This is a genomic window from Streptomyces stoeckheimensis (genome assembly GCF_045822005.1).
Lineage (GTDB): Bacteria > Actinomycetota > Actinomycetes > Streptomycetales > Streptomycetaceae > Streptomyces > Streptomyces stoeckheimensis.
This window is the reverse complement of the sequence record NZ_CP169550.1, coordinates 3,743,592-3,759,814: the sequence shown is the minus strand read 5'-3', so window position 1 is coordinate 3,759,814 and position 16,223 is coordinate 3,743,592. Positions and strand designations below refer to the sequence as shown.

The window sequence follows — 16,223 nt, the reverse complement described above, 5'->3', positions numbered from 1 at the left end:
CGAGGTGTTCGCAACAGGGGTCGGGTACGAGTTGAGACTGGGTCGTGTGCGCGGTACGGCGCTGGCCGCCGCGTTCGGTGTGGCGGCGGTGCTCGGGTTCCAGGGAGTGGCGGGCGGATCCGGACCGGCCCTCCCCGAGGGGAAGGCGCCGGATGAGGCGCGGGGCGGGGCGAAGGCCTACAGCGCCGCGGCCGGTCAGCCGGGCCGGGCGAAGACCGGGGTCGACCGGCTCGCCCTGAAGTCCAAGGGCTCCGGCGAGGCCGTGCTCGCCCAGCAGGACACGGACCTCTTCGGCCTCCTCGGCGTGTCCTGGACGGACCCCGAGGCCAGGGTGAACGGCGCCATCGAGGCCCGTTCCCGCAGCTCGGAGACCGGGAAGTGGTCCCGGTGGATCACCCTGGACCCGGTGCAGCCCGGCCTCGACGGCAAGCGCCCCGGCGCGCCCGGCGCCACCGAGCCGGTGTGGGTCGGCCCGTCGAACGGCGCCGAGGTGCGGGTGAAGGGCGGCGCGGCCCTTCCGGCGGGCCTGACCCTGAACCTGGTGGACCCCGCCGCCGGCGGCGCCGCCACGAAGAAGGGCGAGCTGCCCGCCGAACCGGCCGCCTTCGCCACGGAGGCACTGCCGCCCGGACCGGCCTCCACCGCCCCGCAGCCCACGGTGGTCACGCGGGTCGAGTGGCAGGCCGACGAGAGCCTGAACGACGAGGCCCCCGGATACCTCCCCGGCGGCAGCGTCAAGGCCGCCTTCGTCCACCACACCGCGAGCGCGCAACCGTACGACTGCTCGCAGTCCGCGGCCATCGTGCGGGGCATCCACGAGTATCACGTGAAGGTCGAGCAGTGGCGCGACCTCGGCTACAACTTCCTGATCGACAAGTGCGGCACGATCTTCGAGGGCCGCAAGGGCGGCATCGACCAGCCCGTCCAGGGCGCGCACACCCTCGGCTGGAACGCCGAGTCGATGGGCATCGCCGTCCTCGGCGACCACCAGACCGCAGGAGCCTCGGCCGCCGCCCTGGATTCCATCTCCCGGATCGCGGCCTACAAGCTCGGCCAGTACGACGGCGACCTGAACGGCACGACCACGCTGGTGGCCGGCAGCAGCCAGAAGAACTACCTGGGCACCTCGTTCACCGTGGGCCAGCCGTACGCGTTCAAGACCCTCTCGGGCCACCGGGACGGCTTCAACACCATCTGCCCGGGCGGTGGGCTCTACGACCAGCTCGCCGCGATCCGCACCAGCGGTCCGGCGCAGCAGCTGAAGATCGCCAGGGTGAACGGCACGGTCCCCGGGCCGGGCACGACCCTCAAGTCCACCGGCCCCCTGAAGGTCGACTGGACCACCAGCACGGCCGACGGCCTGCTGGGCTCGTTCGAGGTCCTGGTGGACGGCGCCTCGGCCGGGACGGCCGCGGGCACGGCCCGTACGGCGAACGCGGTGCTGACCACCGGCACCCACACGGTTCAGGTCAAGGCCACCGCGCTGAACGGCAAGGTCTCCACGAGCCTGCCGGTCACCGTCGTCGCGGAGGTCCCCGTGCCGAAGGCCGCCACGTTCGTTCCGGTCCCCCCGAAGCGGCTGATGGACACGCGTGCGGGTCTCGGCGTGCCGAAGGCGAAGGCGGGCGCGCAGGGGGTCGTGACGCTCCCGGTGGCGGGTACGGCGGGGATCCCGGCGACGGGCGTCACCGCCGTGGTCCTCAACGTGACGGCGACGAACCCGACGGCCGCGAGCTACGTCTCCGTGTACCCGAGCGGGACGGTGCGCTCCAGCGCCTCGAACCTGAACGTGACGCCGGGGCAGACGATCCCGAACCTGGTGGTCGTCCCGGTGGTGGACGGCAAGGTCAGCTTCTACAACAACGACGGCACGGTCGATCTCATCGCGGACGTCACCGGCTACTTCGCCAAGGCGGACGGGGGATCGGCGCACGTCAGCATCGGTCCGAAGCGGCTGATGGACACGCGTGCGGGTCTCGGCGTGCCGAAGGCGAAGGTCGGCGCGCAGGGCGTGGCGACCCTGCCGGTGGCGGGTACGGCGGGGATCCCGGCGACGGGCGTCACCGCCGTCGTCCTCAACGTGACGGCGACGAACCCGACGGCGGCGAGCTACGTCTCGGTGTACCCGAGCGGCACGACCCGCTCCAGCGCCTCGAACCTGAACGTCACGCCGGGGCTGACGATCCCCAACCTGGTGATCGTCCCCGTGGTCGACGGCAAGGTCAGCTTCTACAACAACGACGGCAGCGTCGACCTGATCGCGGACGTCACCGGCTACTTCGCCAAGGCTGACGGGGGATCGGCGCACGTCAGCATCGGTCCGAAGCGGCTGATGGACACGCGTGTGGGTCTCGGCGTGCCGAAGGCGAAGGCGGGCGCGCAGGGGGTCGTGACGCTCCCGGTGGCGGGTACGGCGGGGATCCCGGCGACGGGCGTCACCGCCGTGGTCCTCAACGTGACGGCGACGAACCCGACGGCCGCGAGCTACGTCTCCGTGTACCCGAGCGGGACGGTGCGCTCCAGCGCCTCGAACCTGAACTTCACCCCCGGCCGGACGATCCCGAACCTGGTGGTCGTCCCCGTGGTCGACGGGAAGATCAGCTTCTACAACAACGACGGTACGGTCGATCTGATCGCGGACGTCACCGGCTACTTCGCCGAGTGACGGGGGCTTCCGCAGGCGGGGTGGGGGACATGGGGAAGAACGACGAGGGCATACCGGCCGTCTCCGACGAGGAGTGGGCGCAGTTCCTGGCACAGGCCGAGGCGGGCGCGGGGGAGGCCCCCAAGGAGCCGTCCGCGCGGGCGCGCATGGTCGCCGCCCGGCTGCGCGAGGAGGAGGCCCGGCGCGGCTCCGCCGAGCCGCCCGCCTGGCGGGCCGGTGTCGCCCGGCGGGAGCGGGGGAGGGGCGGGCGCCGGCTCAAGGCGGCGCTGGCCGTCGCCTTCGTCGCAGCGCTCGCGCTGATCGCCGTACGGCCGGAGCTGGTCATCGACAAGCTCACCGGGAAGGCCGAGCAGGACTCGAAGGCGGGTCAGCCGCTGCCGGCCGAGACGGCCCGCCCGACCGCCGCGCCCTCCTCGGTGGACCCGGACCGGCCCACCCTCTCCGACCCCTTCCGGGGCTCCCCGGCCCTCCAGTGGGCCGACGGGGCGGCCGGCATCGAGGTACCGGAGGCCCAGGCCGTCGGCGGCATGAGCAAGGAGCAGGTCGCCGACGCGCTGGCGAAGGTCAAGCAGTTCCTCGTCGCGGCCAACCTGGACCCGGCGACCCTGCGCGGCGAGCGCCCCGCGACGGTGCTGGACCTGCTCGACCCCAAGCTGAAGAAGAGCCCGGGCCACCTGGAGCAGGCCCTGGCCGCCCCGACTGCGGAGAACGACCCGCTGCAACTCGTCACCCGGGCCGACCCCGCCGAGCTGAAGCCCGCGGGCGACGTGGTCAAGGTTCGCGGCCGCATGTGGGTGGAGCCCGGCCAGGGGCCGGGCAGGGCCAGCGTGCTGGTCGATTACACGTTCGTGTACCCGTTCGTGAAGGCGACGCCCGGCGCGGACGAGGTCAAGCGCACCATCGTCCGGCGCGCGATCACCTTCTCCGTGGCCGACCCGCGCAAGTGGCAGGCCACCGAAGGCAAGCTCTGGCTCGACAAGGTCGACGTGGACCTGTCCAACAGCGCGTGTGACGTCCACGACGGATTCCTGCACCCCGTCTTCGACCAGGACCCTCCCACCGGGCCCACGCCCTCCGGAACCCCGGTGGACCCGTACGACCGCAGCATCGGCCCGGACGCCGGACCCCAGACGGGCTGCGGCGCGATCTCGCGCTCCTGAGAGGGCGCCGGACACGGGACCGGGACCCCCGCCGCGTGGTGCGGTTTGACCACTCAGCGTGGCGGGGTATTCTCTTCCGCCCGATTGGCGCCATACGTGTCTCGTATGGCAGACTACTCAAGTTGCTCGGCCGTGTGCCGATGCTGCGCGCCTCCCGCCGGGAGGACCGGAAGCAAGTCCCACAGTACTCGTCGCTCTACCTGCCTCTCGGGGCAGCAATGGGGCGGACGTACGGGAATCTTTCGGGAAGCGTCAGCACGGTGCCTGCCAGGTACTCGGTGGGTGTTTGCCCCCGATCTGCGGTCTTGGGACCGCGCCCCCTTGGACGAGGGAATTTCCGTATGGGAATTTTCTGTAGAGGGAGCGCGACACGCCCGACCGCGTGGGTCGGAGGAGAGCGGCGGAGCGATCCGCAGCCGGCCGAGAACCAGAGCGTTTCCACAACAGACAGGACTACGGAGTAGCCATGGCGGGACAGAAGATCCGCATCCGGCTCAAGGCCTACGACCACGAGGTCATCGATTCGTCGGCGAAGAAGATCGTCGAGACGGTGACGCGCACTGGTGCGTCGGTCGCGGGCCCGGTGCCGCTGCCCACTGAGAAGAACGTGTACTGCGTCATCAAGTCGCCGCACAAGTACAAGGACTCGCGCGAGCACTTCGAGATGCGCACTCACAAGCGCCTGATCGACATCCTCGACCCGACGCCCAAGACCGTTGACTCGCTGATGCGCCTGGACCTTCCGGCCGGCGTTGACATCGAGATCAAGCTCTGAGAGGCGCGGAAAAGATGGCAAAGCAGATCAAGGGCGTCCTGGGCGAGAAGCTCGGCATGACCCAGGTCTGGGACGAGAACAACCGTGTCGTCCCGGTCACCGTGGTCAAGGCCGGGCCCTGCGTTGTTACCCAGGTCCGTACGAACGACGTCGACGGCTACGAGTCGGTCCAGATCGCCTTCGGCGAGATCGACCCGCGCAAGGTGAACAAGCCCCTCAAGGGTCACTTCGCCAAGGCTGACGTCACCCCCCGCCGCCACCTGGTGGAGCTCCGTACCTCCGACGCCAGCGAGTACACGCTCGGCCAGGAGATCACGGCTGCCGTGTTCGAGTCCGGCGTCAAGGTTGACGTCACGGGCAACAGCAAGGGCAAGGGCTTCGCCGGTGTCATGAAGCGTCACAACTTCAAGGGCCTCGGCGCCGGCCACGGCGTCCAGCGCAAGCACCGCTCCCCCGGTTCGATCGGTGGCTGCGCCACCCCTGGGCGTGTCTTCAAGGGCATGCGCATGGCCGGTCGCATGGGCAACGAGCGCGTCACCACCCAGAACCTGACCATCCACGCGGTTGACGCGGAGAAGGGTCTGCTCCTCATCAAGGGTGCAGTCCCCGGTCCGAACGGCGGCCTCGTCCTGGTCCGTACCGCGGTTAAGGGGGCTTGAGTTAATGAGCACCATTGACATCCTTTCGCCGGCAGGCGACAAGGCCGGTACCGTCGAGCTCCCCGCGGAGATCTTCGACGCGAAGACCAGCGTTCCGCTGATCCACCAGGTCGTCGTCGCTCAGCTGGCCGCTGCCCGTCAGGGCACGCACAAGACCAAGCGTCGTGGCGAAGTCCGTGGTGGTGGCCGCAAGCCGTACCGCCAGAAGGGCACCGGCCGCGCTCGCCAGGGTTCCACCCGCGCTCCGCAGTTCGTCGGCGGTGGCGTCGTCCACGGCCCGCAGCCGCGTGACTACTCGCAGCGGACCCCGAAGAAGATGAAGGTCGCCGCCCTCCGCGGTGCCCTCTCGGACCGCGCGCGTCACTCCCGCATCCACGTCGTCACCGGCGTGGTCGAGGGTGCCGCCTCCACGAAGGCCGCCAAGACGCTGTTCGGCAAGATCTCGGAGCGCAAGAACGTGCTCCTGGTCGTCGAGCGCGCCGACGAGGCTGCGTGGCTGTCCGCCCGCAACCTGCCCCAGGTGCACATCCTGGAGCCGGGCCAGCTGAACACGTACGACGTGATCGTCTCTGACGACGTGGTCTTCACTCAGGCCGCTTTCGAGTCCTTCGTGTCTGGCCCCAAGGCCGATGAGACCGAAGGGAGCGACGCCTGATGTCTGAGGCGACCGTTACCAGCAAGACCTTCACTGACCCGCGCGACCTGCTGATCAAGCCGGTTGTCTCGGAGAAGAGCTACGCGCTGCTGGACGAGAACAAGTACACGTTCATCGTCGCGCCCGGCTCCAACAAGACCCAGATCAAGCAGGCCGTCGAGGCGGTCTTCGGGGTCAAGGTCACCGGGGTCAACACGATCAACCGTCAGGGTAAGCGCAAGCGCACCAAGACCGGTTTCGGCAAGCGCGCTGACACCAAGCGCGCCATCGTGACCCTCGCTGAGGGCGACCGAATCGACATCTTCGGCGGCCAGGCCTCCTAACGGAGGTCTAGTCGTCCGGAATCGGACGAGGACTGAGAAATGGGTATCCGCAAGTACAAGCCGACGACCCCGGGCCGTCGTGGCTCCAGCGTCGCCGACTTTGTCGAGATCACGCGGTCCACGCCGGAGAAGTCGCTGGTCCGCCCCCTGCACAGCAAGGGCGGCCGTAACAACACCGGTCGGATCACGGTTCGACACCAGGGTGGCGGCCACAAGCGCGCCTACCGTGTGATCGACTTCCGTCGTCACGACAAGGACGGCGTGCCGGCCAAGGTCGCGCACATCGAGTACGACCCCAACCGCACTGCGCGCATCGCGCTCCTGCACTACGCCGACGGTGAGAAGCGCTACATCATTGCGCCGAAGAACCTGAAGCAGGGCGACCGGATTGAGAACGGCCCCACGGCCGACATCAAGCCCGGTAACAACCTGGCGCTCCGCAACATCCCGGTCGGTACCACGATCCACGCGATCGAGCTCCGTCCCGGTGGCGGCGCCAAGTTCGCCCGCTCCGCTGGTGCCTCCGTGCAGCTGCTGGCGAAGGAGGGCACCATGGCCCACCTTCGTATGCCGTCCGGTGAAATCCGTCTCGTCGACGCGCGCTGCCGCGCGACCGTCGGTGAGGTCGGCAACGCCGAGCAGTCGAACATCAACTGGGGCAAGGCCGGCCGCATGCGCTGGAAGGGCGTTCGCCCCTCCGTCCGCGGTGTCGCGATGAACCCGGTCGACCACCCGCACGGTGGTGGTGAGGGTAAGACCTCCGGTGGTCGTCACCCGGTCTCCCCGTGGGGTCAGAAGGAGGGTCGTACTCGCTCGCCGAAGAAGGCTTCGAGCAAGTACATCGTCCGCCGCCGCAAGACGAACAAGAAGCGCTAGGAGCGGGTTTAGATGCCGCGCAGTCTCAAGAAGGGACCCTTCGTCGACGGACACCTCATCAAGAAGGTGGACGTACAGAACGAAGCCGGTACCAAGAACGTCATCAAGACCTGGTCCCGTCGCTCGATGATCATCCCGGCCATGCTGGGTCACACCATCGCGGTGCACAACGGCAAGATCCACGTCCCGGTGTTCGTCACCGAGTCGATGGTCGGCCACAAGCTCGGCGAGTTCTCGCCGACTCGCACCTTCCGCGGCCACGTCAAGGACGACCGGAAGTCGAAGCGCCGCTAAAGGCGGGGTGGTTACGACTATGACTTACACCGAAGGGACAACCATGGAAGCCAGGGCCCAGGCGCGGTACATCCGCGTCACGCCCATGAAGGCCCGCCGAGTGGTGGACCTTATCCGTGGCATGGATGCCACGGAGGCTCAGGCGGTCCTGCGTTTCGCCCCGCAGGCCGCGAGCGTGCCGGTTGGCAAGGTGCTCGACAGCGCCATCGCCAACGCCGCACACAACTACAACCACCCGGACGCCTCCACGCTGGTCATCAGCGAGGCGTACGTGGACGAGGGCCCGACCCTGAAGCGGTTCCGTCCGCGTGCCCAGGGCCGTGCCTACCGGATCCGCAAGCGGACCAGCCACATCACCGTGGTCGTCAGCAGCAAGGAAGGTTCCCGGTAATGGGCCAGAAGGTAAACCCGCACGGGTTCCGGCTCGGCATCACCACCGACTTCAAGTCGCGTTGGTACGCCGACAAGCTGTACAAGGACTACGTCAAGGAAGACGTCGCCATCCGCAGGATGATGACGTCCGGCATGGAGCGCGCCGGCATCTCGAAGGTTGAGATCGAGCGCACCCGTGACCGCGTGCGTGTGGACATCCACACCGCTCGTCCGGGCATCGTCATCGGTCGCCGTGGCGCCGAGGCCGACCGCATCCGCGGTGACCTCGAGAAGCTCACGGGCAAGCAGGTCCAGCTGAACATCCTCGAGGTCAAGAACCCCGAGGTTGACGCTCAGCTGGTCGCGCAGGCCGTTGCCGAGCAGCTCTCCTCCCGCGTCTCCTTCCGTCGCGCCATGCGTAAGAGCATGCAGGGCACGATGAAGGCCGGCGCCAAGGGCATCAAGATCCAGTGTGGCGGCCGTCTCGGCGGCGCCGAGATGTCCCGCTCCGAGTTCTACCGCGAAGGCCGTGTGCCGCTGCACACCCTCCGCGCGAACGTGGACTACGGCTTCTTCGAGGCCAAGACCACCTTCGGCCGTATCGGTGTGAAGGTCTGGATCTACAAGGGCGACGTCAAGAACATCGCCGAGGTTCGCGCCGAGAACGCTGCGGCCCGTGCGGGTAACCGCCCGGCCCGTGGCGCCGCCGGCGCTGGCGACCGTCCCGCCGGCCGTGGTGGCCGTGGTGGCGAGCGCGGCGGCCGTGGTGGCCGCAAGCCGCAGCAGGCTGTTGGTGCCGAGGCCCCCAAGGCCGACGCTCCCGCCGCCGCTCCGGCTGAGAGCACCGGAACGGAGGCCTGACCGACATGCTGATCCCTCGTAGGGTCAAGCACCGCAAGCAGCACCACCCGAAGCGCCGCGGTATGGCCAAGGGCGGTACTGAGGTCTCGTTCGGCGAGTACGGCATCCAGGCGCTTACCCCCGCCTACGTGACGAACCGCCAGATCGAGGCGGCTCGTATCGCGATGACCCGCCACATCAAGCGTGGCGGCAAGGTCTGGATCAACATCTACCCGGACCGTCCCCTGACGAAGAAGCCTGCCGAGACCCGCATGGGTTCCGGTAAGGGTTCTCCCGAGTGGTGGATCGCGAACGTGCACCCGGGCCGGGTCATGTTCGAGCTGTCCTACCCGAACGAGAAGATTGCTCGTGAGGCGCTCACCCGCGCTGCTCACAAGCTTCCGATGAAGTGCCGGATTGTTCGGCGCGAGGCAGGTGAGTCGTGATGGCGACGGGAACCAAGGCGTCCGAGCTGCGTGAGCTCGGTAACGAGGAGCTCGTTGGCAAGCTGCGCGAGGCCAAGGAAGAGCTGTTCAAGCTGCGCTTCCAGGCGGCCACGGGTCAGCTGGAGAACAACGGCCGGCTCAAGTCCGTCCGTAAGGACATCGCTCGCATCTACACCCTGATGCACGAGCGTGAGCTCGGTATCGAGACGGTGGAGAGCGCCTGATGAGCGAGAAGAACGTGACTGAGACGACTGACCGCGGCTTCCGCAAGACCCGTGAGGGTCTTGTCGTCAGCGACAAGATGGACAAGACCGTCGTCGTCGCTGTCGAGGACCGCGTGAAGCACGCTCTGTACGGCAAGGTCATCCGCCGTACGAACAAGCTCAAGGCGCACGACGAGCAGAACGCTGCCGGCGTCGGCGACCGCGTCCTCATCATGGAGACGCGTCCGCTGTCGGCGAGCAAGCGCTGGCGCATCGTCGAGATCCTCGAGAAGGCCAAGTAATTATCTGAGGCCCTGGGCAACAAGCCCAGGGGCCCCTCAGGTTCGTTCCGCCAGGCTCGGTGGGGGCGGTAGCTCTTCGGAGTGATGCCCCCGCCGGGAACCGGCAGACAAACAGGAGATAGACGTGATCCAGCAGGAGTCGCGACTGCGTGTCGCCGACAACACTGGTGCCAAGGAGATCCTTTGCATCCGTGTTCTCGGTGGTTCCGGTCGCCGCTACGCGGGCATCGGTGACGTCATCGTTGCCACCGTCAAGGACGCGATCCCCGGTGGCAACGTGAAGAAGGGTGACGTCGTCAAGGCGGTCATCGTTCGCACCGTGAAGGAACGCCGCCGCCAGGACGGCTCGTACATCCGCTTTGACGAGAACGCCGCCGTCATTCTGAAGAACGACGGCGACCCTCGCGGCACCCGTATCTTCGGCCCGGTGGGCCGTGAGCTGCGCGAGAAGAAGTTCATGAAGATCATCTCGCTCGCGCCGGAGGTGCTGTAAGCATGAAGATCAAGAAGGGCGACCTGGTTCAGGTCATCACCGGTAAGGACAAGGGCAAGCAGGGCAAGGTCATTCTGGCCATCCCTACTGAGAACCGCGTCCTGGTCGAGGGTGTCAACCGGGTCAAGAAGCACACCAAGGCCGGCCAGACCGCTGGTGGCTCGCAGACCGGTGGCATCGTGATCACCGAGGCGCCGATCCACGTCAGCAACGTTCAGCTGGTTGTGGAGAAGGACGGCCAGAAGGTCGTTACCCGCGTCGGTTTCCGCTTCGACGACGAGGGCAACAAGATCCGCGTTGCCAAGCGGACGGGTGAGGACATCTGATGGCTACCACTCCGCGTCTCAAGACGAAGTACCGCGAGGACATCGCGGGCAAGCTGCGTGAAGAGTTCTCCTACGAGAACGTCATGCAGATCCCCGGCCTCGTGAAGATCGTGGTCAACATGGGTGTGGGCGACGCCGCCCGCGACTCCAAGCTGATCGACGGCGCCATCAAGGACCTGACGACGATCACCGGTCAGAAGCCGGCCGTCACGAAGGCCCGCAAGTCCATCGCGCAGTTCAAGCTGCGCGAGGGTCAGCCGATCGGCTGCCACGTCACCCTCCGTGGTGACCGCATGTGGGAGTTCCTGGACCGTACGCTGTCGCTCGCGCTGCCGCGTATCCGTGACTTCCGTGGTCTGTCGCCGAAGCAGTTCGACGGCCGTGGCAACTACACCTTCGGTCTCACGGAGCAGGTCATGTTCCACGAGATCGACCAGGACAAGATCGACCGTACCCGGGGTATGGACATCACCGTGGTCACCACGGCGACCAACGACGCTGAGGGCCGCGCGCTCCTTCGTCACCTCGGCTTCCCCTTCAAGGAGGCGTAAGCGAGATGGCGAAGAAGGCTCTCATCGCGAAGGCTGCCCGCAAGCCCAAGTTCGGTGTGCGTGCGTACACCCGCTGCCAGCGCTGCGGTCGCCCCCACTCCGTGTACCGCAAGTTCGGCCTGTGCCGCGTCTGCCTTCGTGAGATGGCTCACCGTGGCGAGCTGCCGGGCGTGACCAAGAGCTCCTGGTAATTCCCTCTCGTCCGCAAGGACTTGGGGAGAACCAGAGACTCTCGGTAAGCATCTGGTCGGCGGATGCCCGGCCGCGCATGCCTTAGGCTTGTGTGGTTGGGCGTCCGCCGCCCATAACGACTTACTACGCCGTAGGTCCCCGCACCGCACCCGTCCCGCCACTGAGTGGGGAGAGGGATGGCGCATACAGGAAACCCCGGCGAGAGAGGCCGAAGGCCACTTCATGACCATGACTGACCCGATCGCAGACATGCTCACGCGTCTGCGTAACGCTAACTCGGCGTACCACGACTCTGTCGTGATGCCGCACAGCAAGATCAAGTCGCACATCGCAGAAATCCTCAAGCAGGAGGGTTTCATCACCGGCTGGAAGGTCGAGGACGCCGAGGTCGGCAAGAACCTCGTCCTCGAGCTGAAGTTCGGCCCGAACCGCGAGCGCTCCATTGCGGGCATCAAGCGGATCTCGAAGCCCGGTCTGCGTGTGTACGCAAAGTCCACCAACCTGCCGAAGGTGCTCGGCGGCCTGGGCGTGGCGATCATCTCCACGTCCCACGGTCTGCTCACCGGCCAGCAGGCAGGCAAGAAGGGCGTAGGTGGGGAAGTCCTCGCCTACGTCTGGTAGTCGGGAACGGAGGAAAAGCAATGTCGCGAATCGGCAAGCTCCCCATCCAGGTTCCCGCCGGTGTGGACGTCACCATCGACGGCCAGGCAGTGGCTGTGAAGGGCCCCAAGGGTTCCCTTTCGCTCACCGTCAAGGCGCCGATCGAGATCGTCAAGGGTGAGGACGGCGTTCTGAACGTCACCCGCCCCAACGACGAGCGTCAGAACAAGGCCCTGCACGGCCTGTCCCGCACGCTGGTGGCGAACATGATCACCGGCGTGACCACGGGTTACGTCAAGGCTCTTGAGATCAGCGGTGTCGGTTACCGCGTCGCCGCGAAGGGCTCCAACCTGGAGTTCCAGCTTGGCTACAGCCACCCGATCCTGATCGAGGCGCCCGAGGGCATCTCCTTCAAGGTCGAGTCGCCCACCAAGTTCTCGGTCGAGGGCATCGACAAGCAGAAGGTCGGCGAGGTCGCCGCCAACATCCGCAAGCTGCGGAAGCCCGACCCGTACAAGGCCAAGGGTGTCAAGTACGCCGGCGAAGTCATCCGCCGCAAGGTCGGAAAGGCTGGTAAGTAGCCATGGCATACGGTGTAAAGATCGCCAAGGGCGACGCGTACAAGCGTGCCGCCAAGGCCCGCCGCCACATCCGCATCCGCAAGAACGTCTCGGGTACGGCGGAGCGTCCGCGCCTCGTCGTGACGCGTTCCAACCGCAACATCGTTGCTCAGGTCATCGACGACCTCCAGGGTCACACCCTGGCGTCCGCGTCGACCCTGGACGCTTCGATCCGTGGTGGCGAAGGCGACAAGAGCTCGCAGGCCCAGGCCGTCGGCGCACTCGTCGCCGAGCGTGCCAAGGCTGCGGGTGTCGAGACCGTCGTGTTCGACCGCGGTGGCAACCGATACGCCGGGCGCATTGCCGCTCTGGCTGACGCCGCCCGCGAAGCCGGGCTGAAGTTCTAAGCCCCGGTTCCGGGACTCACGGACGTAACAGAGAGAGGTAATCCAATGGCTGGACCCCAGCGCCGCGGAAGCGGTGCCGGTGGCGGCGAGCGGCGGGACCGGAAGGGTCGCGACGGTGGCCCTGCCGCCGAGAAGACCGCTTACGTTGAGCGCGTTGTCGCGATCAACCGCGTCGCCAAGGTTGTCAAGGGTGGTCGCCGCTTCAGCTTCACCGCGCTGGTCGTGGTGGGCGACGGTGACGGCACTGTAGGTGTCGGTTACGGCAAGGCCAAGGAAGTTCCCGCGGCCATCGCCAAGGGTGTCGAGGAAGCCAAGAAGTCCTTCTTCAAGGTTCCGCGCATCCAGGGCACCATTCCTCACCCGATCACGGGCGAGCGCGCTGCGGGCGTCGTGCTGCTGAAGCCGGCCGCCCCCGGTACCGGTGTTATCGCCGGTGGCCCGGTGCGCGCCGTTCTGGAGTGCGCCGGCGTTCACGACATCCTGTCGAAGTCGCTCGGCTCTTCCAACGCGATCAACATCGTGCACGCGACCGTGGCGGCCCTCAAGGGCCTGCAGCGTCCCGAGGAGATCGCGGCTCGCCGTGGTCTGCCCCTCGAGGACGTCGCCCCCGCGGCTCTGCTCCGTGCGCGTGCTGGGGCGGGTGCGTAATGGCTCGTCTCAAGGTCACGCAGGTCAAGTCGTACATCGGCAGCAAGCAGAACCACCGCGACACGCTGCGTTCGCTCGGGCTCAAGCGCCTGAACGACGTCGTCGTCAAGGAGGACCGCCCCGAGTTCCGCGGAATGGTTCACACCGTCCGCCACCTCGTGACGGTTGAGGAGGTTGACTAACATGGCTGAGAGCAGCCCGCTGAAGGCCCACAACCTCCGTCCCGCCCCCGGCGCCAAGACCGCGAAGACCCGTGTCGGTCGTGGTGAGGCGTCGAAGGGTAAGACGGCCGGTCGTGGTACGAAGGGCCAGAAGGCCCGCTACCAGATCCCGCAGCGCTTCGAGGGTGGGCAGATGCCCCTCCACATGCGTCTGCCGAAGCTCAAGGGCTTCAAGAACCCGTTCCGCACCGAGTTCCAGGTCGTGAACCTGGACAAGCTCGGCGCTCTCTACCCCGAGGGTGGAGAAGTCACGGTGGCCGACCTGGTCGCCAAGGGCGCGGTTCGCAAGAACAGCCTCGTCAAGGTCCTGGGCCAGGGCGAGATCTCCGTGGCGCTGCAGGTTTCGGTTGACGCCGTTTCCGGCTCCGCCAAGGAGAAGATTGCCGCCGCTGGTGGCTCTGTGACCGAGCTCGTCTAAGACGAACTCAGTGACAAATAGCTAGAAACCCGACCGGGGGTGCCTCACATATGGGGCATCCCCGGTTGGTCGTTCCGTGGGAGGTGCAGACGCCGGTAAGGTGGCCTGCACCTTTGCTTGTACACATTCGTCGATCCCTCAGACCGTCACCTCTGACGCAGTAGCGCGGGGGTCGCAGGAGGCACCGTGCTCACCGCGTTCGCCCGGGCGTTCAAGACGCCCGACCTGCGCAAGAAGCTGCTTTTCACGCTCGCCATGATCGTGCTGTACCGACTCGGATCCCACATCCCGGTACCCGGCGTGAGCTACAAGAACGTTCAGATCTGTGTGGACCAGATGGGGGCGGGCAACAACAGCCTCTTCGGTCTCGTCAACATGTTCAGCGGTGGCGCGCTGCTCCAGATCACGATCTTCGCGCTCGGCATCATGCCGTACATCACGGCGAGCATCATCCTGCAGCTGCTGACCGTGGTCATCCCGAAGCTGGAGACCCTCAAAAAAGAGGGTCAGGCCGGCACGTCGAAGATCACTCAGTACACGCGCTATTTGACGGTCGCGCTCGCGATCCTGCAGGGCACCGGCCTCGTCGCCACCGCCCGCAGCGGAGCCCTCTTCGGGACGTGCTCCGTCAAAGACCAGATCGTTCCTGACCGGTCGATCTTCACCACCGTCGTCATGGTGCTCACCATGACCGCCGGTACCTGCCTCGTCATGTGGCTCGGTGAGCTCATCACCGACCGGGGCATCGGCAACGGTATGTCGATCCTGATGTTCATCTCGATCGCCGCGGGCTTCGTCGGTTCCCTCTGGGCCATCAAGGAGCAGGGCAAGATCGCGGACGGCTGGGTCGAGTTCGGCGTCGTCATGCTGGTCGGCCTCGCCATGGTGGGCCTGGTGGTCTTCGTCGAACAGGCGCAGCGGCGGATCCCGGTCCAGTACGCGAAGCGCATGATCGGCCGGCGTGCCTACGGCGGTACCTCGACCTACATCCCGCTCAAGGTGAACCAGGCGGGCATCATCCCCGTCATCTTCGCCTCGTCGCTGCTCTACATCCCGGCGTTGGTCGTTCAGTTCAGCGGTTCCACCGCGGGCTGGGCCACCTGGATCCAGAAGCACTTCGTCAAGGGCGACCACCCGTACTACATCGCGGTCTACTTCCTCCTGATCGTTTTCTTCGCGTTCTTCTACGTGGCGATCTCGTTCAACCCCGAGGAAGTTGCAGACAACATGAAGAAGTATGGTGGGTTCATTCCGGGCATCCGCGCCGGTCGGCCTACCGCCGAGTACCTCAGCTACGTACTCAACCGGATCACCTGGCCGGGGTCGCTGTACCTGGGTCTGATCGCTCTTGTGCCGACGATGGCGTTGGCCGGCTTCGGAGCGAACCAGAACTTCCCGTTCGGCGGGACGAGCATCCTGATCATCGTGGGTGTGGGTCTGGAAACCGTGAAGCAGATCGAGAGCCAGCTCCAGCAGCGTAATTACGAAGGGTTCCTCCGCTGATGCGAATCGTCCTCGTCGGCCCGCCGGGCGCGGGCAAGGGAACGCAGGCGACTGTGCTTGCCGAAACCTTGTCGATCCCGCACATCTCCACGGGCGACTTGTTCCGGGCCAACATCAGCCAGAAGACGGAGCTGGGCCAGCGCGCCCAGGCCTACATGTCGAAGGGTGACCTCGTCCCCGACCAGGTCACGATCGACATGGCCAAGGACCGCATGGAGCAGCCGGACGCCGCGAACGGCTTCCTGCTCGACGGCTTCCCGCGCAACGTCTCCCAGGCTGAAGCGCTCGACGAGATCCTCAAGGCGCAGGGCATCAAGCTCGACGCCGTTCTCGACCTGGAGGTCGAGGAGGACGAGGTCGTGAAGCGGATCGCCGGGCGGCGCACCTGCCGCAAGGACAACAAGCACATCTTCCACGTGGACTACGCCGCGCCGAAGACCGAAGGCGTGTGCGACGCGTGCGGTGGCGAGCTCTACCAGCGTGAGGACGACTCCGAGGCCACGGTGCGCAACCGCCTCGACGTCTACCACACGCAGACGGAGCCGATCATCGACTTCTACAAGGCCCAGGGCCTGCTCGTGACGATCCCCGCCCTCGGCGAGGTCAAGGACGTCACGCAGCGCGCGATGGACGCCCTGAAGAAGTAGCAAGAAGCAGTTCACCTGTAGTGCAGCCCCGGCCGCGGTGTCCCCAGGACGCCGCGGCCGTACTGTTGAAAGACCCGAATCCGAAGG

25 protein-coding genes are annotated in these 16,223 nt (G+C 66.7%); all 25 read left to right on the top strand.

Annotated features, from left to right (window positions below):
- Positions 1-46 precede the first annotated feature (46 nt).
- The 25 genes from ACE1OC_RS16800 (at position 47) to ACE1OC_RS16680 (ending at position 16,136) form a co-directional block, all read left to right on the top strand.
- On the top strand, positions 47-2,665 hold the full coding sequence (locus tag ACE1OC_RS16800; RefSeq protein WP_407837689.1) for a peptidoglycan recognition protein: 2,619 nt from the start codon (positions 47-49) through the stop codon (positions 2,663-2,665).
- A gap of 29 nt (positions 2,666-2,694) precedes the next feature.
- Complete coding sequence (locus ACE1OC_RS16795; protein WP_407837688.1) at positions 2,695-3,825, top strand: hypothetical protein; 1,131 nt, start codon at positions 2,695-2,697, stop codon at positions 3,823-3,825.
- 466 nt (positions 3,826-4,291) lie between these two features.
- Complete coding sequence (gene rpsJ, locus ACE1OC_RS16790) at positions 4,292-4,600, top strand: 30S ribosomal protein S10 (RefSeq protein ID WP_003948644.1); 309 nt, start codon at positions 4,292-4,294, stop codon at positions 4,598-4,600.
- Between the two features lie 14 nt (positions 4,601-4,614).
- Positions 4,615-5,259 (top strand): 50S ribosomal protein L3, encoded by a 645-nt coding sequence (gene rplC / locus ACE1OC_RS16785; protein ID WP_266880616.1) that lies wholly within the window; start codon positions 4,615-4,617, stop codon positions 5,257-5,259.
- A gap of 4 nt (positions 5,260-5,263) precedes the next feature.
- Positions 5,264-5,914, top strand: a complete 651-nt coding sequence (gene rplD / locus ACE1OC_RS16780) for a 50S ribosomal protein L4 (protein WP_266880617.1) — start codon at positions 5,264-5,266, stop codon at positions 5,912-5,914.
- Positions 5,914-6,237, top strand: coding sequence for a 50S ribosomal protein L23 (rplW, locus tag ACE1OC_RS16775; RefSeq protein ID WP_030154694.1), 324 nt, complete (start codon positions 5,914-5,916; stop codon positions 6,235-6,237). Before rplD ends, rplW begins: the two co-directional genes overlap by 1 nt.
- A gap of 39 nt (positions 6,238-6,276) precedes the next feature.
- Positions 6,277-7,113 carry a 50S ribosomal protein L2 gene (rplB, locus tag ACE1OC_RS16770; protein ID WP_112447748.1) on the top strand — a complete coding sequence of 279 codons (837 nt, stop codon included), beginning with the start codon at positions 6,277-6,279 and terminating at the stop codon, positions 7,111-7,113.
- A gap of 12 nt (positions 7,114-7,125) precedes the next feature.
- On the top strand, positions 7,126-7,407 hold the full coding sequence (gene rpsS, locus ACE1OC_RS16765; protein ID WP_023539342.1) for a 30S ribosomal protein S19: 282 nt from the start codon (positions 7,126-7,128) through the stop codon (positions 7,405-7,407).
- 43 nt (positions 7,408-7,450) lie between these two features.
- Positions 7,451-7,798, top strand: a complete 348-nt coding sequence (rplV, locus tag ACE1OC_RS16760; RefSeq protein ID WP_007265904.1) for a 50S ribosomal protein L22 — start codon at positions 7,451-7,453, stop codon at positions 7,796-7,798.
- On the top strand, positions 7,798-8,640 hold the full coding sequence (gene rpsC / locus ACE1OC_RS16755; RefSeq protein ID WP_266955875.1) for a 30S ribosomal protein S3: 843 nt from the start codon (positions 7,798-7,800) through the stop codon (positions 8,638-8,640). Before rplV ends, rpsC begins: the two co-directional genes overlap by 1 nt.
- 5 nt (positions 8,641-8,645) lie before the next feature.
- Entirely contained in the window at positions 8,646-9,065 is a 420-nt protein-coding gene (gene rplP / locus ACE1OC_RS16750; protein ID WP_030026326.1) for a 50S ribosomal protein L16, read from the top strand.
- Entirely contained in the window at positions 9,065-9,289 is a 225-nt protein-coding gene (gene rpmC / locus ACE1OC_RS16745; protein WP_008739703.1) for a 50S ribosomal protein L29, read from the top strand. Before rplP ends, rpmC begins: the two co-directional genes overlap by 1 nt.
- The gene (rpsQ, locus tag ACE1OC_RS16740) at positions 9,289-9,570 is read left to right on the top strand and encodes a 30S ribosomal protein S17 (RefSeq protein ID WP_243333368.1); all 282 of its coding nucleotides are present in this window, start codon (positions 9,289-9,291) and stop codon (positions 9,568-9,570) included. Before rpmC ends, rpsQ begins: the two co-directional genes overlap by 1 nt.
- Positions 9,571-9,694: 124 nt before the next feature.
- Complete coding sequence (rplN, locus tag ACE1OC_RS16735; protein ID WP_003956455.1) at positions 9,695-10,063, top strand: 50S ribosomal protein L14; 369 nt, start codon at positions 9,695-9,697, stop codon at positions 10,061-10,063.
- Positions 10,064-10,065: 2 nt separating this feature from the next.
- Positions 10,066-10,389: a 50S ribosomal protein L24 gene (gene rplX / locus ACE1OC_RS16730; protein WP_215023444.1), complete on the top strand. Its 324-nt coding sequence runs from the start codon at positions 10,066-10,068 to the stop codon at positions 10,387-10,389.
- Positions 10,389-10,940, top strand: a complete 552-nt coding sequence (gene rplE / locus ACE1OC_RS16725) for a 50S ribosomal protein L5 (RefSeq protein ID WP_030008469.1) — start codon at positions 10,389-10,391, stop codon at positions 10,938-10,940. The genes rplX and rplE overlap by 1 nt, the downstream gene beginning before the upstream one ends.
- Positions 10,941-10,945: 5 nt before the next feature.
- Positions 10,946-11,131, top strand: a complete 186-nt coding sequence (locus tag ACE1OC_RS16720; RefSeq protein ID WP_003956452.1) for a type Z 30S ribosomal protein S14 — start codon at positions 10,946-10,948, stop codon at positions 11,129-11,131.
- 223 nt (positions 11,132-11,354) lie between these two features.
- Positions 11,355-11,753 carry a 30S ribosomal protein S8 gene (gene rpsH / locus ACE1OC_RS16715; protein ID WP_008739698.1) on the top strand — a complete coding sequence of 133 codons (399 nt, stop codon included), beginning with the start codon at positions 11,355-11,357 and terminating at the stop codon, positions 11,751-11,753.
- 20 nt (positions 11,754-11,773) lie between these two features.
- Complete coding sequence (gene rplF / locus ACE1OC_RS16710) at positions 11,774-12,313, top strand: 50S ribosomal protein L6 (protein WP_407837687.1); 540 nt, start codon at positions 11,774-11,776, stop codon at positions 12,311-12,313.
- Between the two features lie 2 nt (positions 12,314-12,315).
- Positions 12,316-12,699, top strand: coding sequence for a 50S ribosomal protein L18 (gene rplR / locus ACE1OC_RS16705; protein ID WP_030008471.1), 384 nt, complete (start codon positions 12,316-12,318; stop codon positions 12,697-12,699).
- A 45-nt stretch (positions 12,700-12,744) separates the two neighbouring features.
- Positions 12,745-13,347 (top strand): 30S ribosomal protein S5, encoded by a 603-nt coding sequence (rpsE, locus tag ACE1OC_RS16700; protein ID WP_008739695.1) that lies wholly within the window; start codon positions 12,745-12,747, stop codon positions 13,345-13,347.
- Positions 13,347-13,529 carry a 50S ribosomal protein L30 gene (gene rpmD / locus ACE1OC_RS16695; protein ID WP_215079434.1) on the top strand — a complete coding sequence of 61 codons (183 nt, stop codon included), beginning with the start codon at positions 13,347-13,349 and terminating at the stop codon, positions 13,527-13,529. Before rpsE ends, rpmD begins: the two co-directional genes overlap by 1 nt.
- Position 13,530: 1 nt before the next feature.
- Positions 13,531-13,986 carry a 50S ribosomal protein L15 gene (gene rplO / locus ACE1OC_RS16690; protein ID WP_243333371.1) on the top strand — a complete coding sequence of 152 codons (456 nt, stop codon included), beginning with the start codon at positions 13,531-13,533 and terminating at the stop codon, positions 13,984-13,986.
- Positions 13,987-14,172: 186 nt separating this feature from the next.
- The gene (secY, locus tag ACE1OC_RS16685) at positions 14,173-15,489 is read left to right on the top strand and encodes a preprotein translocase subunit SecY (protein ID WP_407837686.1); all 1,317 of its coding nucleotides are present in this window, start codon (positions 14,173-14,175) and stop codon (positions 15,487-15,489) included.
- Positions 15,489-16,136, top strand: a complete 648-nt coding sequence (locus ACE1OC_RS16680) for an adenylate kinase (RefSeq protein ID WP_407837685.1) — start codon at positions 15,489-15,491, stop codon at positions 16,134-16,136. The genes secY and ACE1OC_RS16680 overlap by 1 nt, the downstream gene beginning before the upstream one ends.
- Positions 16,137-16,223 lie beyond the last annotated feature (87 nt).

Coding starts and splice junctions, on each gene's coding strand:
- ACE1OC_RS16795 (WP_407837688.1), top strand. CDS start 2,695: ATGGGGAAGAACGACGAGGGCATACCGGCCGTCTCCGACGAGGAGTGG.
- rpsJ (WP_003948644.1), top strand. CDS start 4,292: ATGGCGGGACAGAAGATCCGCATCCGGCTCAAGGCCTACGACCACGAG.
- rplC (WP_266880616.1), top strand. CDS start 4,615: ATGGCAAAGCAGATCAAGGGCGTCCTGGGCGAGAAGCTCGGCATGACC.
- rplD (WP_266880617.1), top strand. CDS start 5,264: ATGAGCACCATTGACATCCTTTCGCCGGCAGGCGACAAGGCCGGTACC.
- rplW (WP_030154694.1), top strand. CDS start 5,914: ATGTCTGAGGCGACCGTTACCAGCAAGACCTTCACTGACCCGCGCGAC.
- rplB (WP_112447748.1), top strand. CDS start 6,277: ATGGGTATCCGCAAGTACAAGCCGACGACCCCGGGCCGTCGTGGCTCC.
- rpsS (WP_023539342.1), top strand. CDS start 7,126: ATGCCGCGCAGTCTCAAGAAGGGACCCTTCGTCGACGGACACCTCATC.
- rplV (WP_007265904.1), top strand. CDS start 7,451: ATGGAAGCCAGGGCCCAGGCGCGGTACATCCGCGTCACGCCCATGAAG.
- rpsC (WP_266955875.1), top strand. CDS start 7,798: ATGGGCCAGAAGGTAAACCCGCACGGGTTCCGGCTCGGCATCACCACC.
- rplP (WP_030026326.1), top strand. CDS start 8,646: ATGCTGATCCCTCGTAGGGTCAAGCACCGCAAGCAGCACCACCCGAAG.
- rpmC (WP_008739703.1), top strand. CDS start 9,065: ATGGCGACGGGAACCAAGGCGTCCGAGCTGCGTGAGCTCGGTAACGAG.
- rpsQ (WP_243333368.1), top strand. CDS start 9,289: ATGAGCGAGAAGAACGTGACTGAGACGACTGACCGCGGCTTCCGCAAG.
- rplX (WP_215023444.1), top strand. CDS start 10,066: ATGAAGATCAAGAAGGGCGACCTGGTTCAGGTCATCACCGGTAAGGAC.
- rplE (WP_030008469.1), top strand. CDS start 10,389: ATGGCTACCACTCCGCGTCTCAAGACGAAGTACCGCGAGGACATCGCG.
- ACE1OC_RS16720 (WP_003956452.1), top strand. CDS start 10,946: ATGGCGAAGAAGGCTCTCATCGCGAAGGCTGCCCGCAAGCCCAAGTTC.
- rpsH (WP_008739698.1), top strand. CDS start 11,355: ATGACCATGACTGACCCGATCGCAGACATGCTCACGCGTCTGCGTAAC.
- rplF (WP_407837687.1), top strand. CDS start 11,774: ATGTCGCGAATCGGCAAGCTCCCCATCCAGGTTCCCGCCGGTGTGGAC.
- rplR (WP_030008471.1), top strand. CDS start 12,316: ATGGCATACGGTGTAAAGATCGCCAAGGGCGACGCGTACAAGCGTGCC.
- rpsE (WP_008739695.1), top strand. CDS start 12,745: ATGGCTGGACCCCAGCGCCGCGGAAGCGGTGCCGGTGGCGGCGAGCGG.
- rpmD (WP_215079434.1), top strand. CDS start 13,347: ATGGCTCGTCTCAAGGTCACGCAGGTCAAGTCGTACATCGGCAGCAAG.
- rplO (WP_243333371.1), top strand. CDS start 13,531: ATGGCTGAGAGCAGCCCGCTGAAGGCCCACAACCTCCGTCCCGCCCCC.
- ACE1OC_RS16680 (WP_407837685.1), top strand. CDS start 15,489: ATGCGAATCGTCCTCGTCGGCCCGCCGGGCGCGGGCAAGGGAACGCAG.